12 protein-coding genes are annotated in these 13,160 nt (G+C 74.9%); 6 read left to right on the top strand and 6 right to left on the bottom strand.

All coding sequences use genetic code 11. The features are described 5' to 3' along the window. Positions 1 to 152: 152 nt before the first annotated feature. Both AB0L40_RS10845 and AB0L40_RS10840 read left to right on the top strand, forming a co-directional pair. Positions 153 to 746, top strand: a complete 594-nt coding sequence (locus AB0L40_RS10845) for a regulatory protein RecX (protein ID WP_364353439.1) — start codon at positions 153 to 155, stop codon at positions 744 to 746. Positions 747 to 797: 51 nt separating this feature from the next. After that, positions 798 to 2,264 carry a radical SAM protein gene (locus AB0L40_RS10840; RefSeq protein ID WP_364353436.1) on the top strand — a complete coding sequence of 489 codons (1,467 nt, stop codon included), beginning with the start codon at positions 798 to 800 and terminating at the stop codon, positions 2,262 to 2,264. Here the strand turns inward: AB0L40_RS10840 and AB0L40_RS10835 are convergent. Further along, positions 2,261 to 3,052: an SDR family oxidoreductase gene (locus AB0L40_RS10835; RefSeq protein WP_364353433.1), complete on the bottom strand. Its 792-nt coding sequence runs from the start codon at positions 3,050 to 3,052 to the stop codon at positions 2,261 to 2,263. The two genes, AB0L40_RS10840 and AB0L40_RS10835, sit on opposite strands and share 4 nt — an antisense overlap. A 90-nt stretch (positions 3,053 to 3,142) precedes the next feature. Continuing rightward, entirely contained in the window at positions 3,143 to 4,312 is a 1,170-nt protein-coding gene (locus AB0L40_RS10830; RefSeq protein ID WP_364353430.1) for an FIST C-terminal domain-containing protein, read from the bottom strand. 21 nt (positions 4,313 to 4,333) lie between these two features. On the opposite strand from AB0L40_RS10830, the gene AB0L40_RS10825 reads away from it, so the two are divergent. Both AB0L40_RS10825 and dapF read left to right on the top strand, forming a co-directional pair. After that, positions 4,334 to 5,248 carry a tRNA (adenosine(37)-N6)-dimethylallyltransferase MiaA gene (locus AB0L40_RS10825; RefSeq protein ID WP_364353427.1) on the top strand — a complete coding sequence of 305 codons (915 nt, stop codon included), beginning with the start codon at positions 4,334 to 4,336 and terminating at the stop codon, positions 5,246 to 5,248. 109 nt (positions 5,249 to 5,357) lie between these two features. After that, positions 5,358 to 6,263: a diaminopimelate epimerase gene (gene dapF, locus AB0L40_RS10820; RefSeq protein ID WP_364353424.1), complete on the top strand. Its 906-nt coding sequence runs from the start codon at positions 5,358 to 5,360 to the stop codon at positions 6,261 to 6,263. A gap of 227 nt (positions 6,264 to 6,490) precedes the next feature. Here the strand turns inward: dapF and dapD are convergent, their stop codons facing one another. The 4 genes from dapD to dapE all read right to left on the bottom strand — a co-directional run bounded on the left by dapD (position 6,491) and on the right by dapE (position 11,095). Continuing rightward, positions 6,491 to 7,504 carry a 2,3,4,5-tetrahydropyridine-2,6-dicarboxylate N-succinyltransferase gene (gene dapD, locus AB0L40_RS10815; protein ID WP_364353421.1) on the bottom strand — a complete coding sequence of 338 codons (1,014 nt, stop codon included), beginning with the start codon at positions 7,502 to 7,504 and terminating at the stop codon, positions 6,491 to 6,493. A 10-nt stretch (positions 7,505 to 7,514) separates the two neighbouring features. Next, positions 7,515 to 8,222, bottom strand: coding sequence for a helix-turn-helix transcriptional regulator (locus AB0L40_RS10810; protein ID WP_364353418.1), 708 nt, complete (start codon positions 8,220 to 8,222; stop codon positions 7,515 to 7,517). 255 nt (positions 8,223 to 8,477) lie between these two features. Then, positions 8,478 to 9,998 (bottom strand): aminotransferase class I/II-fold pyridoxal phosphate-dependent enzyme, encoded by a 1,521-nt coding sequence (locus AB0L40_RS10805; protein ID WP_364353415.1) that lies wholly within the window; start codon positions 9,996 to 9,998, stop codon positions 8,478 to 8,480. An 11-nt stretch (positions 9,999 to 10,009) separates the two neighbouring features. Then, a complete protein-coding gene (dapE, locus tag AB0L40_RS10800) occupies positions 10,010 to 11,095 on the bottom strand; it encodes a succinyl-diaminopimelate desuccinylase (RefSeq protein WP_364353412.1) in 1,086 nt (361 codons plus the stop codon). Positions 11,096 to 11,206: 111 nt separating this feature from the next. On the opposite strand from dapE, the gene hflX reads away from it, so the two are divergent. Together hflX and AB0L40_RS10790 are read left to right on the top strand one after the other, a co-directional pair. Further along, on the top strand, positions 11,207 to 12,559 hold the full coding sequence (gene hflX, locus AB0L40_RS10795; RefSeq protein WP_364353409.1) for a GTPase HflX: 1,353 nt from the start codon (positions 11,207 to 11,209) through the stop codon (positions 12,557 to 12,559). Continuing rightward, complete coding sequence (locus AB0L40_RS10790) at positions 12,556 to 13,056, top strand: ACT domain-containing protein (protein WP_364353407.1); 501 nt, start codon at positions 12,556 to 12,558, stop codon at positions 13,054 to 13,056. The genes hflX and AB0L40_RS10790 overlap by 4 nt, the downstream gene beginning before the upstream one ends. Positions 13,057 to 13,160: the final 104 nt, after the last annotated feature.

Below are 13,160 nucleotides of genomic sequence, written 5' to 3'. Positions count from 1 at the left end.
GATGACGCGTTCGATGATTGGGATGCGTTGAAGGTCGAGGTAGGGCTGTGGAGGCCGGTCGCCGGTGATGCGGTCGGGATTGCGGAAGTAGAAGTGGCGGACCGATCGGGGGCCTCGAGCCGGGGACGCTCTTCGGACCGGACGCGTCGGCGGTGCCGGGCACCGGCGAGTCCGGCGGCAGGCGGCGTCGCCGCGGGCGCCGCAAGAGCGGGGGAGACGCGCCGGAGGGCGATGCCCCCACCGAGCCCGAGCGCCCGCTGACGGCCGAGGAGCGCCTCCAGCACGCGCTCAAGCTCTCGTACCAGCACCTCACCAAGCGCGACCGCACGGTCTCGGAGGTGCGCGCGCACCTCGAGAAGCGCGCGGTCGACGAGGCCTCGATCGCCGGCGCCCTGGCCGAGCTCGTCGAGTTCCGCTACCTCGACGACGAGCGCTACGCCGCGCGCTTCGTCGAGGACAAGCGGCGGCTCGAGGGCTGGGGCCACCTGCGGATCGCGCAGGGCCTGCGCCGCACCGGGATCGACCGCGAGATCGCCGACCGGGCGGTCGCCGACGACCCGCTCCGCGACGACGAGGCCGAGCTGGCGGTGGAGACGCTGCAGCAGCGGCTGGACGGCCGGCCGCCGGAGGACGACCGCGGGCGCCAGAAGGCGCTCCGGATGCTCGCGACGAAGGGCTACCCGCTGGAGACCGCGTACGCGGCGGTCCGCACCTACGAGCAGCGCTGCGCCGAGCGGGCCGGCTGAGCCCCGGACCGTCGACCGTCGGCGCGTCGCCCGGTACCCTCCGTCGCGCGTATGAGCACCCTCGAGACCACGAAGCGGTACCACGTCACGACGTTCGGGTGCCAGATGAACGAGCACGACTCCGAGCGCATGAAGGGCATGCTCGAGTCGCTGGGCTACGACGAGGCGCCGGTCGCCGACGAGGCCGACCTCATCCTCTTCAACACCTGCTCGATCCGCGAGTCCGCGGACTCCCGGTTCGTCGCGCACCTCGGCCACGCCAAGCGGATGAAGCGCGAGCGGCCCGAGGTCGTCATCGGCGTCGGCGGCTGCTGGGCGCAGTCGGTCAAGGACGAGGTCTTCCGCCGCTTCCCGTTCGTCGACGTGGCCTTCGGCCCCGGCCAGATCAACCGCCTCGCCGAGTTCCTCACGTCGGACTCCCTGACCGCCCAGGGCTACTTCGAGTTCGAGGGCTTCCCGGCGCACCTGCCGACCAAGCGCGACCGCGACTTCCAGGCGTGGGTCCAGATCGCGGTCGGCTGCAACCTCAAGTGCGCGTACTGCATCGTGCCGTCGACCCGTGGCCGCGAGTCGTCCCGGCCGTTCGAGCAGCTCGTGGAGGAGGTCGAGCGCCTCGCCGCCGACGGCGTCCGCGAGGTCACCCTCCTCGGCCAGAACGTCAACGCCTACGGCCGCGACCTGCGCACCACCGAGCCGCTGCCGGCCGCGCTCGCCCCGTTCCACGCCGCCGCCAAGCGGCCGACCGGGCGGATCGCCGCGCTCGACGACGCGCTCGTCCCGCTCGCCGACGGCAGCCAGGCGCCGACGCTGCGCCCGCGCCCGCGGACGTTCGCCGAGCTCCTGACCGCCGTCTCGGCGATCCCCGGCATCGAGCGGGTCCGCTACACCTCGCCGCACCCGAAGGACATCCGCGAGGACGTCGTCGCCGTGCACGCCGCGCTGCCCGAGGTCTGCCAGCACATCCACCTGCCGCTGCAGTCGGGGTCGACGGCGATCCTCAAGCGGATGCGCCGGACCTACGACCAGCAGCGCTTCCTCGACCGCGTCGCGATGATCCGCGAGGAGTGCCCGGACATCGCGCTGACGACCGACATCATCGTCGGCTTCCCGGGCGAGACCGAGCAGGACTTCCAGGACACGCTCGACGTCGTCGACCAGGTCGGCTTCGACGGGGCCTTCACGTTCGTGTTCTCCGCGCGGCGCGGCACCGAGGCCGCGGAGTTCACCGAAGGTCTCGTGCCGCACCCGGTCAAGGTCGAGCGGATGGAGCGCCTCGTGGAGCTCGTCCAGCGCCGGTCGAAGGAGCGCACCCAGCGCTTCGTCGGGCGCACCCTCGACGTCCTGATCGAAGGCCCGTCGCGCAACGACCCCGAGCGCCTGCGCGGCCGCACGAGCCACAACAAGGTCGTCAACTTCACGGGCTTCGGCGAGCCCGGCACGACGGTCCCGGTCGAGATCACCGCCGCGACGTCGCAGACGCTCTCGGGCGAGATGTCGCTGCTGTCGGCGCTGTCCTAGCGCTTGACGCGCTGGGCCTCGGCCATCTGCGAGCCGGTGCGTCCGCCGTCGATCTTCGCGGCGATCCGGCCGGGCAGGCCGGGGAAGAGGCCGTTGAGGACGCCCGAGGCCTTCACACCGACGGGGGCGACGTCGATCTCGCCGCGGTCGCGCACGATCGCGCGGACGACCGCCGCGGCGACCTGCTCGGGCGTGTTCGTGCCGACGCCGGGCGGGAGGGTCACGCCGGTGTCGGCGAACATCCCCGCGTCGCGGATGAAGCCCGGGAAGACCGCGCTGACGCCGACGCCGAACGGCCGCAGCTCGGGCCGCAGGCCCTGCGCGAACCCGCGCAGTCCGAGCTTCGTCGCCGCGTAGAGGCTGGCGTCGGCGGTCGGCACCTTGGCCGACATCGAGCTGACGAACACGTGGTGGCCGCTGCGGCGTGCCTTCATCGCCGGCAGCAGCAGGCGCGTCAGGACGATCGGGGCCCGCAGGTTGACCTGGAGCGCGCGGTCGAGGTCCTCGAGCGCGTAGTCGTCGAGCGGGCCGCTCGCGGGCAGCGCGGCGTTGTGGACGACGACGTCGACGGTGCCGTGGTCGTCGGCGAGCCGCTGGACGTCCGCGGCGACCGACAGGTCGGCCGACACCGCGACGGCGCCCAGCTCGGCCGCCAGGGGCTCCAGGACGGCGCTGCGCCGGCCGGTGAGGACGAGGGAGGCGCCCTCGGCGTGCAGGGCCCGCGCGATCGCCGCGCCCAGCCCGCCCGTCGCGCCCGTCAGCAGGACCGTCGTGCCGTGGAGGTTCATGGGCGGACCCTAGGCGATGGGCTCGTGCGGCGCCGGGGACCTCGCGGCGAACCGCCCGCGGGGCGTGCCGACCGGAGCGCGGCCGTGGGCTCAGGCGAGGAAGACCGCGACCGTCGCCGTGAAGCCGTGCACGAACGGGCGGCCGCCGACCGGGCCGATCTCGCCGGCGGAGATCATCCCGATCAGGGGGAGCGGGCCGATCTCGCGCTGGATCGCGTCGGCGTCGTGGTGGTCGTGGCCGAACATCTCGCGTCCGCGGCCGTTGCAGGTGAACGCCAGCGCGCCGGCGATCGTGCCGCCGGCGGACGCCGCGCGGCGCAACGCGAGCGCGTCCTCCAGGTCGCGGGTCGCGGTGGCGGGGTCGCGGACGTGCAGCCGGGCGACCTGGCCGACGGACACCGGGGCGCCGACGACGACGGCGCCGGTCTCCGGATCCGCGCCGGCCAGGCCGCGGACGATGAAGTCGCCGGTGCCGTACTCCGGCTGCCCGGGCTGGACGACGAGGCCGAGCAGCAGGCCGTGCCCGATCCCCTCGCGCTCCTCGTCGCTGAGCGACTCGACCGTGTCGCGCAGCACGTCGATCGCGGGCCGGCCGGCGAGCTCCTGGATCACGGCGCCCTCGCCGGCGGTGACGGTCAGCTCGGGACCGATCGGCCGCGCGCCCTGAGAGACCAGGGGCAGGACCTCGACGCCCTCGAAGCGGATGCCGACCGCCGCGGCGGTGCTGGGGCCGGAGCCGCGCAGCAGCGGCCGCCCGTCCGGCGGGACGAGTGACGGCACGCCGCCGATGATCGGCACGCCGGGCAGGTGCTCCTCGAAGGCCTGGAGCGTGGCCTCGAGCGGCAGCCGGGACGCGTCGGCGAGCAGCACGACGGCGGACGTCACGCCGATCTCCACGGCCGGCAGGCCGCTCAACGCGATGCCCTCGTCGACCTCCGTGGCGTGGAGCTCGAAGACCTCGGCGCGGGCATCGTCGCCGAGGCTGATCGCCCACACGGCGACGCCGTCGCCCTGCTCGTGCTCCTGGCCGCCGGACACCAACCCGCCGGCGGTCGTGCCGATGACGTCCCCGGGGTCGAGGACCTCGCCCACGACCCGCAGCGCCTCGGAGGTGTCGGTGACCAGGTCGCCGGCGACGAAGACGATCGCGACGTCGCACGGCGCGCCGTCCAGTCCGACGAGGGCGTCGTGGGCGGCGTCGGCCGCCGCCGCGCCGGCGGCGGGCGCGGGGGAGAAGCCGGTTCCGACGACGACGGGCATCGAGCCACCATACTCACGGCCGTGGGCCGCCCCTCCGTCATCGCGCTGTTCGGTCCGACGGCGGTCGGCAAGACGTCGATCGCGCTGGCGGTCGGCCGGGCGCTGCGCTCCGCGGGACGCGACCCGATCGCGATCTCGGCCGACGCGATGCAGGTCTACCGCGGGATCGAGACGCTCACGGGCGCCCGGGACGCGCTGGACCAGGACGACCTCGAGCACCGCCTCGTCGGCGTGATCCCGGTGACCGAGACGTGCTCCGCGGGCCGCTTCGCCGCGCTCGCGCACGCCGAGGTCGACGCAGCGCTCGCTGCGGGCCGGACGCCGGTCGTGGTCGGCGGCACAGGGCTCTACCTGCGGGCCGCGCTGACCGACCTGCAGCTGCGACCACCGGCGCCGCCCGAGGTCCGCGAGGGCCTGGAGGAGGAGCTCCGGCGCGACGGCCCCGAGGCCCTACACGCCCGCCTGGCCACGGTCGCGCCGTGGGCGGCCGCCGGCATCGCCCCGCAGGATCGCTCGCGCCTGGTGCGCACGCTCGAGCTCCACGCGATCGGCGAGCTCCGGCAGCCCGAGGGCCCCAACGCGCTGTGGACGGACGAGACGCGTCACCCGACGCGCCTCGTGGGCCTCGTCCGCGACCGCGACGAGATCCGCGCCCGGATCGACCTGCGCATCGACGCGATGCTCGCCGCCGGGGCCGCGGACGAGGTCCGGACCGCCGCCGCGGCGGGCGCGTCGGCGACGGCCCGCAAGGCGCACGGCTTCGAGCCCCTGCTCGCCGGCGACGAGGACCGCATGCGGCGCGACACCCGCCGCTACGTCAAGCGGCAGCTGACGTGGATGCGCAAGCTGCCGGGCGTGGAGGTCGTCGACCTGACGGGCGTCCCGGACCCCGACGAGGTGGCGGCGCGGATCGTCGCGCCCGTGCTCGCGGACTGACCGCCGCCGGGGCGGCGAGCGCCGTCGCACCACGTCCGTCCGCAGCACGCCGGACCCGATGCCCGACCCGCCGGAGGACACGGGACGTCGCGTCCCTAGACTCCGCGCGATGCGGTTCGAGAAGTGGCAGGCCCTCGGCAACGACTACCTCGTGGTGGAGCGCGACCTGCTGCCGGCGCCGCTGACCGCCGCGCGCGCCCGGCTGCTCTGCGACCCGCACCTGGGACCGGGCGCGGACGGCGTGCTGGAGCTCTCGCCGCCGACCGAGCCCGGCACCGTCGCCGCGCTGCGGATCTTCAACCCGGACGGGTCCGAGGCCGAGCTGTCCGGCAACGGCGCCCGCGAGGCGATCATGTACCTGTTCCGCCGCGGCTGGACGGACCGGACGCAGTTCTCGATCACGACCGTCGCCGGCGAGATCCGCCCGACGATCCTGTCCGACACGACCTGCCGGGTCGATATGGGCCGCGCGCGCACGCGCAGCGACGACCACACGGGCCCCGAGGACGGCCGCGGCACCCTCGACAGCGCCGAGTCGCTGCACCCGTCGGGCGCGGACGGCCCGCCGCTGCGCTGGACCTACCAGCACGTGAAGATCGGCAACCCGCAGTGCGCGATCCGCGTCGCGGACGAAGCCGCGCTCGACGCCCTCGACCTGCCGGCGATCGGGCCGGCGATCGAGCACCACCCGCTGTTCCCGCAGCGCACGAACGTCTCCTGGTTCTGCGAGCTGGAGCCCGGTGTGATCCGCGCCCGGATCTTCGAGCGCGGCGTCGGGGAGACGATGTCGTCCGGCACCGGGGCCTCGGGCGCCGCGGTCGTCTACGTGCTCGACGGCGGCGGCAGCGGCGCCGGCGACGCGGAGCACGAGTCGGTCGTCGTCCGCCTCGACGGCGGCGAGCTGACCGTCGACGTCGCCGACGACCTCCACGTCGACCTCACCGGCTGGGCCGTCCCGGTCTACGCGGCCGAGGCGTCCGACGAGCTCGTCGCCGCCCTCCAGGACCTGGACTGACCGCGGGCGAGCTCGTCGCCGCCCTCCAGGACCTGGACTGACCGCGGGCGAGCTCGTCGCCGCCCTCCAAGACCTGGACCGACCGCGGGCGGCGTCCCGCGAGCAGGTCGCTGCCGGCCGCTTGGGACGGCTGCGGCCCGCTCGCGGGGCGCCGACGTGTGACGGCGCCCGACGATGCCGGCCCGGTGCGACGATGCCGGCCCGGTGCGCGGCGCGTGGCGCGACGGTCAGTCGTTGGCGTGCAGCTGGGCGTTGAGGCTGCCCCAGGAGCCGGTCCGCTCGATCGCGACGACGGCTCCCGACTGGCTGTCGCGGCGGAAGAGCAGGCCGTCCTTGCCGGAGAGCTCGCGGGCCTTGACCGTCGAGCCGTCGGGCAGGGCGACCACCGTGCCGCCGGTGACGTACAGGCCGGCCTCGACGACGCAGCCGTCGCCGAGCGAGATGCCGACGCCGGCGTTGGCGCCCAGCAGGCAGCCCTCGCCGAGCGAGATGACCTCGGTGCCGCCGCCCGACAGCGTGCCCATGATCGACGCGCCGCCGCCGACGTCGGTGCCGTCGCCGACGACGACGCCGGCGGAGATCCGCCCCTCGACCATGGACGCCCCGAGCGTCCCGGCGTTGAAGTTCACGAAGCCCTCGTGCATCACCGTCGTGCCCTCGGCCAGGTGGGCGCCGAGCCGGACGCGGTCCGCGTCGCCGATGCGGACGCCGCCGGGCACGACGTAATCGGTCATGCGGGGGAACTTGTCGATCGAGGTGACGGACACCGGCCGGCCTTCGGCCCGCAGGCGCAGGCGCGTCTGCTCGAAGCCCTCGACCGCGCACGGCCCCTGGGTCGTCCACACGACGTTGCTCAGCAGGCCGAACTGCCCGTCGAGCGACAGCCCGTGCGGCTGGACCAGCCGGTGCGACAGCAGGTGCAGGCGCAGGTAGACGTCGTGCGCGTCGACGGGCGCCGCGGACAGGTCCTCGATCACGGTCGCGACGGCCACGATGCGGACGCCGCGCGCGGCGTCGCTGCCGATCGACGCGGCGATCGCGCCGCCGCCGGACGTCGTCGCGCGGGCGAAGGAGACCTCGCTGGTGCCGGTGGACCCGTCGTGCCCCGTCGCGGCGATCGCGTCGGCGTCGAGCCCGAGCACCGGGCTCGGGAAGAACACGTCGAGCGTCTTCCCGTCGGCCTCGGAGATCGTCGCCAGGCCCAGTCCGAAGGCCCCACCCTGCTGCTGCGTATCGCTCACGCGGCGGAGCCTACGAGAAAGGTCCGGGCCACCGCCCGGCGGGCGAGACCGCTCGGGGGCCGGGGCGGGCACCGGTAGGAGGAGCAGGCGGCGGACCGAAGCCGCGCCAGGGCGCGGTCTCGGGCTCGGGTCCCAGGGCGACCCGCACCGATCCGTCGGTCCCGAGGCGGGCGCTCGTTGCGACCTCGCGCGACACGTCGACGACCGCGCCATCCGGGACGACCTGCAGCCGGACCGTGCGCCCGGTCTCCTGGGCGATGGCGATCAGGTCTCGGACCGACAGGTCCTTGCGTCCCCGCTCGATCCGGGAGAGCACCCCCTGGCTGCGTCCCGTCCGCCGGGCGTAGGCGTCCTGAGACTCGTGGAGCACCCAGCGACGTCGCTTCACCGCCCTGCCGAGCGCTGCGCGGACGATCCCAGCGCCCTTCGACGGCCCGGCCGGCCGAAGCGCGGGCGGATCGGCCGCCGGCCGCCGGCCCGCCGCCGACGTCGGATCCCACGCGGATGGGTCCTCGTCCAGCTCCTCGTACTCGTCCTCCTGAACGGGCCGGAGTGCCTCGTCGCCGTTCACGCGGGGAGCGCGTCTCACGGCATACGGCGGCAGGTCGACGAGCTCAGCACGGGCCTGCCGCGCGTCGTCGAGGAGCAGGGCCGTGAAGGCGTCCCCGTCCGAACCCCACGCACCCCGAGGCGCTATTCCGTCAGTGACTGGATCCATGCACCAGCGAGATAGCCCGTCGGGGAGGGCGTGATCGGGCTGCGCAACGGTGTCGGCACCGGACGGGCGCACGATCGTCACACCATCGAGGTGGCGTGCCGCACGGCCCAGTGCGACGACGCGGCGTCCCGGCCCTGCGCGGGCGGCTTGCGACGACGCGGCCGTCGATCGTCGCGCAGACGAACCGGGAGCCCGCGGAGGAGTCCTGGGTCAGGGCGAGCAGCCGCCCGGCGGCCGTCGCGCAGGGATCGATCGTCAGGCCTGGGTCAGGGCGAGCAGCCGCCCGGCGGCCGTCGCGCAGTCCTCGGCGGTGGGGACGAGGGCGACGCGGACGTAACCCTCGCCCGCGGGGCCGAAGAAGGCGCCGGGAGCCACGACGATGCCGTGCCGGAGGAGGGCCGCAGCGAACGCCGCGCTCCCCGGCCCTGCGGCCGCCGTACCGCCGTTGCCGTTGCCGCTGTCGGTGCCGTTGCCGCTGTCGGTGCCGTTGCCGCTGTCGGTGCCGTCGCCGCTGTCGGTGCCGTCGCCGCTGTCGGTGTCGGTGTCGGTGTCGGTGTCGGTGTCGGTGAGGATCGCGATCAGGTCGGCCGTCGCCGGGTCCGCCAGGGCGCGGACGGCCCAGGGGGCGGCGGACCAGTCCGCGGGGAGGGCGAGCCAGCGGAAGAAGGAGGCCGGGCCGCCGGCATCGACGAGGCCCAGGGCGTCGAGGCCCGGTTGGAGGAGGGTGAGCTTGTCGCGGTAGCGGGCGCGGACCTCGTCGACGTGGGCCTCGTCCTCCCAGGCGGCGATCGCGGCGCGCTGGACGAAGCGCTGCGGTGCGACGCCGACGCTCGGGCGGAAGGCCTTCAGGGCCGCGATCAGGGTCGCGTCTCCGGCGACGAAGCCCGAGCGGTAGCCGGGCATCGAGGAGCGCTTGGAGAGGGTGTTGACGACGAGGACGCCCTCCAGGCCGTCGCCGTCCGCCGCGACCTGCAGGGCCGAGTCGGGGGCGTCGCCCGTGAACCACAGCTCGCTGTAGGCCTCGTCGCTGGCCAGGACGACGCCGTGCTCGCGGCAGAGCGACGCCGCAGCCCGGTACCACTCGCGCGAGGCGACGGCCGCAGTCGGGTTGTTGGGGTAGTTCACCCACAGCAGGGCCAGGCGCGACCACTGCTCCGGCGTGATCGCGTCCAGCTCGGGGAGGAAGCCCGTCTCCGCTCGCAGCGGCAGCTCCAGGACGTCCGCGCCCGCGAAGCGCGCGCCGCGCTCGTATACCGGGTAGGCCGGCTGCGGGACGCCGACCAGGTCGCGGCCGCCGGCGACGTCCACCAGGACCATCGCCAGGGTGAAGACCAGCTCCTTGGAGCCGAGCGTCGGCAGCACGTGGCGGTCGGGGTCCAGCCGCACGTCGTAGCGCCGGCCCGCCCACGCGGCGATCGCGGCGCGCAGCTCGGGCAGGCCGACCGCGAGGGGGTAGGAGGAGACGGTCTCCTCCTCGATCGCGGCGACCATCGTGCGGCGGATCAGGTCCGGCGTCGGCTCGCGCGGCTCGCCGGCCCCCAGGTCGATCAGCCGTCGCGCGCCTTCGGCCGCCACGCGACCGCCCACGCCGGCCGCCACCGACGCGGCTGCCCCATCGGCCCCATCGGCCCCATCGGCCCCGCCGGCCCCGCCGGCTGCCTGGACCGCGTCCTGCTCCGCCAGCCGGGCCGCGACGCCGCGGGCCTCCGTCAGCCGCTGGAACGGGTACGTCCCCGTCCGGGACAGCAGCGGGTTGCGCGAGTACGGAGCGGCCATCGGCCGGAACGCTACGCGCCGGTGCGGACCAGCGCCGCGAGCGTCTCGTAGCTCGCGGCCAGGGCGGCGACCGAGACCTGCTCGTCGCGCTTGTGGGCGAAGCGCGGGTCGCCCGGGCCGAAGTTCAGCGCCGGGACGCCGGCCAGGCCGAACTCCGCGACCGGGGTCCACGCCTGCTTGGGCGTGACTTCGCCGCCGGTGCGGGCGATCAGCTCGACCGCCAGGGGCCCGTCCACCGCCACGGCGCCGGACGGGGCGTGACCGACGATCGACAGGGTGGAGTGGGGGACGTCGCACCACGCGCGCAGCTGGGCCTCGGCGGCCTCCGGCGCGACGCCCGGCGGGTAGCGGTAGTTGACGTGGGCGTCGACGCGGTCGGGGATCACGTTGTCGGCCACGCCGCCGGCGACCCGGGTGACGGAGACGCACTCCGCGTACTCCAGGCCGCTGAACTCGTGCTTGGAGATCGGGACGTGGGCGAGCCGCGCGATGCCGTCCGCCGCGCGGTGGATCGCGTTGTGGCCCAGCCACGGGCGCGCGCTGTGCGCGGCCTCGCCGTGGAACGTCCACGTGGCGTTGAGGTTGCCCAGGCAGCCGCCCTGCACGGTGCCCGCCGTCGGCTCCATCACCACGGCGAGGTCCGCCTCGCGCAGCTCCGGCCGGCGGGCCAGCAGCGGGGTGAGCGTCGTGTCGACGAACGGCAGCTCCTCGCGGCCGAACAGCACGACCCCGAGGTCGCAGGCCCGGTCGGGCTCCCGGTGGACGCCGTCGCGCAGCAGCTCGAGCATCACCGCGCACGCGCCCTTCATGTCGCAGGTCCCGAGCCCGTGGACGACGCCGTCCTCGATCCGGCCGGGCCGGTTGCCCTGCTCCGGGACGGTGTCGAGGTGGCCCGCCAACAGGATCAGGGGGCGGTCGCCCTTGGTCGTCGTGCCGGCCAGCAGGCAGGTGTCGTGCGCGTCGATCGTCGGCACCCCGGCCTCGAACAGCAGGGCCTGGGCCAGAGCGATCGCGGGCTCCTCGTGGCGCGACTCCGACGGGCAGTCGACGAGCTGCAGCGTCAGGTCGGCGAGGCGGTCGGACAGGCGCGGGGACACGCCGCGACGATACCGGCGCGCCACCGCCTCAGGATCGAACCGCCGCCGCCCGGCGGGGGCGCGACGCGATCGTTTCGGACGGCCTACCCACGGGGCGTACCATGGGTGGCAGTGCCTATCAGCGACGACGACCAGCCTCAGTACTCCGTGGGGGGCTTCGAGACCACCCACGCGACGGATTTCGACCAGCAGCGCAAGGCCGCGGAGCAGCGCGCGGTGATCGTCGGCGTCCTCGAGACCGGCGACGACCTGAGCGAGCTGCGGGAGCTCCTGCGCACCGCCGGGGTCGAGGTCGTCGAGCAGCTCGTCCAGCACCTGGACCAGCCGCACCCGAACACGTACGTCGGCGAGGGCAAGCTCCAGGAGCTGAAGAAGCTCTGCGGCGAGGTCGGGGCGACGATGGTCGTCACCGACGACGAGCTGTCGCCGCGGCAGGAGCGCAACATCGAGGGCGCGCTCGAGATGCCGGTGCTCGACCGCACCGCGCTGATCCTCGACATCTTCGCCGTCCACGCCAACTCGTCCGAGGGCAAGCTGCAGGTCGAGCTGGCGCAGCTGCAGTACAACCTCGCCCGCATGCGGGGTCTGTGGACCCACCTCGACCGCCTCGGCGTCGGCGGCGTCGGCACCCGCGGACCGGGCGAGACGCAGATCGAGACCGACCGCCGCCTGGCGCGCGACCGCATCACCAAGCTGCGCCGCCGCCTGGAGGACGTGAAGGGCACCCGCCGCGTCATGCGCGCCGAGCGCGCGCGGTCGTCGCACATCCCGAACGTCGCGCTGGCCGGCTACACCAACGCCGGCAAGTCGACCGTCCTGAACGCGCTGACCGGCGCCACCGTCGGCGTGCAGGACCGCCTCTTCCACACGCTGGATCCGACGACGCGCGAGCTGCGCTGGAACGGCCGCACCTACCTGATGACCGACACCGTCGGGTTCATCCGCAAGCTGCCCCACCACCTCGTCGAGGCCTTCGGCGCCACGCTCGAGGAGACCGTCATCGCGGACCTCGTCCTGCACGTCGTCGACGCCAGCGCGCCCGACGACCAGATGGCCGCGGTCATGGTCGCCGTGAACGACGTCCTGAAGGACATCGGCGCGACGGACAACGTCCACGTGCTGGTCCTCAACAAGATCGACCTGATCGACCAGGACCGCCGCGACGAGCTGTGGGCGCGGTTCCCCGACGCCGTCCAGATCGCCGCCGGCGCGGGGGAGGGCATCGGGACGCTCGCCGGCCGGATCGAGGACGAGTTCGAGGCCACGCTCCAGCCCATCGAGCTGCTGCTCCCGTACGCCGAGGGGCAGCTGCTCAACGAGCTGCACAAGCTCGCCGGGGACCTCGAGCAGGAGCACCGCGCGGACGGCGTCCTCGTCCGCGCCCGGGTGCCGCGCGCCCTCGCCGGCAAGTACGACCGCTTCCGCCTGCAGCCGCTCGCCCCGTCGACCGACGGCGACCGGTGAGCGACCCCGCCGCCCCGTCCACGGACGACGCGGCGGCGACCACCGCCGGCGGCCCGTCCCCGACCTCGGACGGCGTCCCTGCGGACCCGGCACCGGTCGACGGCTCCGGCCGCGCCCTGCTCCTGGACGTGCTGGCGGTGCACCTGCAGGTCTGCCGGCTCAACCACGACGCGCCGATCCCGGCGTGGCTGCCGCGGACGTCGAGCCCCCTGACGGCGATCGTCCGCACCGCCGACGAGCTGTCGATCGTCTGCCCGGCGGCGGAGGTCCCGACGGACGTCCGGCACGAGGGTCCCTGGCGCGCACTGCGGGTCGCCGGCCCGCTCGACTTCGCGCTCGTCGGCATCCTCACGCGCCTGACCGCGCCCCTGGCGGTCGCCGGCATCCCGATCTTCGCGCTCTCGACGTTCGACACCGACTACGTCCTGGTCCGCGCCCACGACCTGGACGCGGCCGTCGTCGCGCTGCGCGACGCGGGGCACGGCGTCCGCGCCTGAGCCCCGGCCGGGCGAGACCCCGCCGACCCCGCCGACCTCGCGCCGCCCCGCCGGGGTCCGCCCCGCCGCCGACCGCGGACCCGCCGCCGGCTGGTCACCCGAGG

This window comes from Patulibacter sp. NPDC049589 (genome assembly GCF_040675535.1).
Taxonomy (GTDB): Bacteria; Actinomycetota; Thermoleophilia; order Solirubrobacterales; family Solirubrobacteraceae; genus Patulibacter.
The sequence above is the reverse complement of the archived record's forward strand: the minus strand, read 5'-3'. Positions and strand labels throughout refer to the sequence as shown.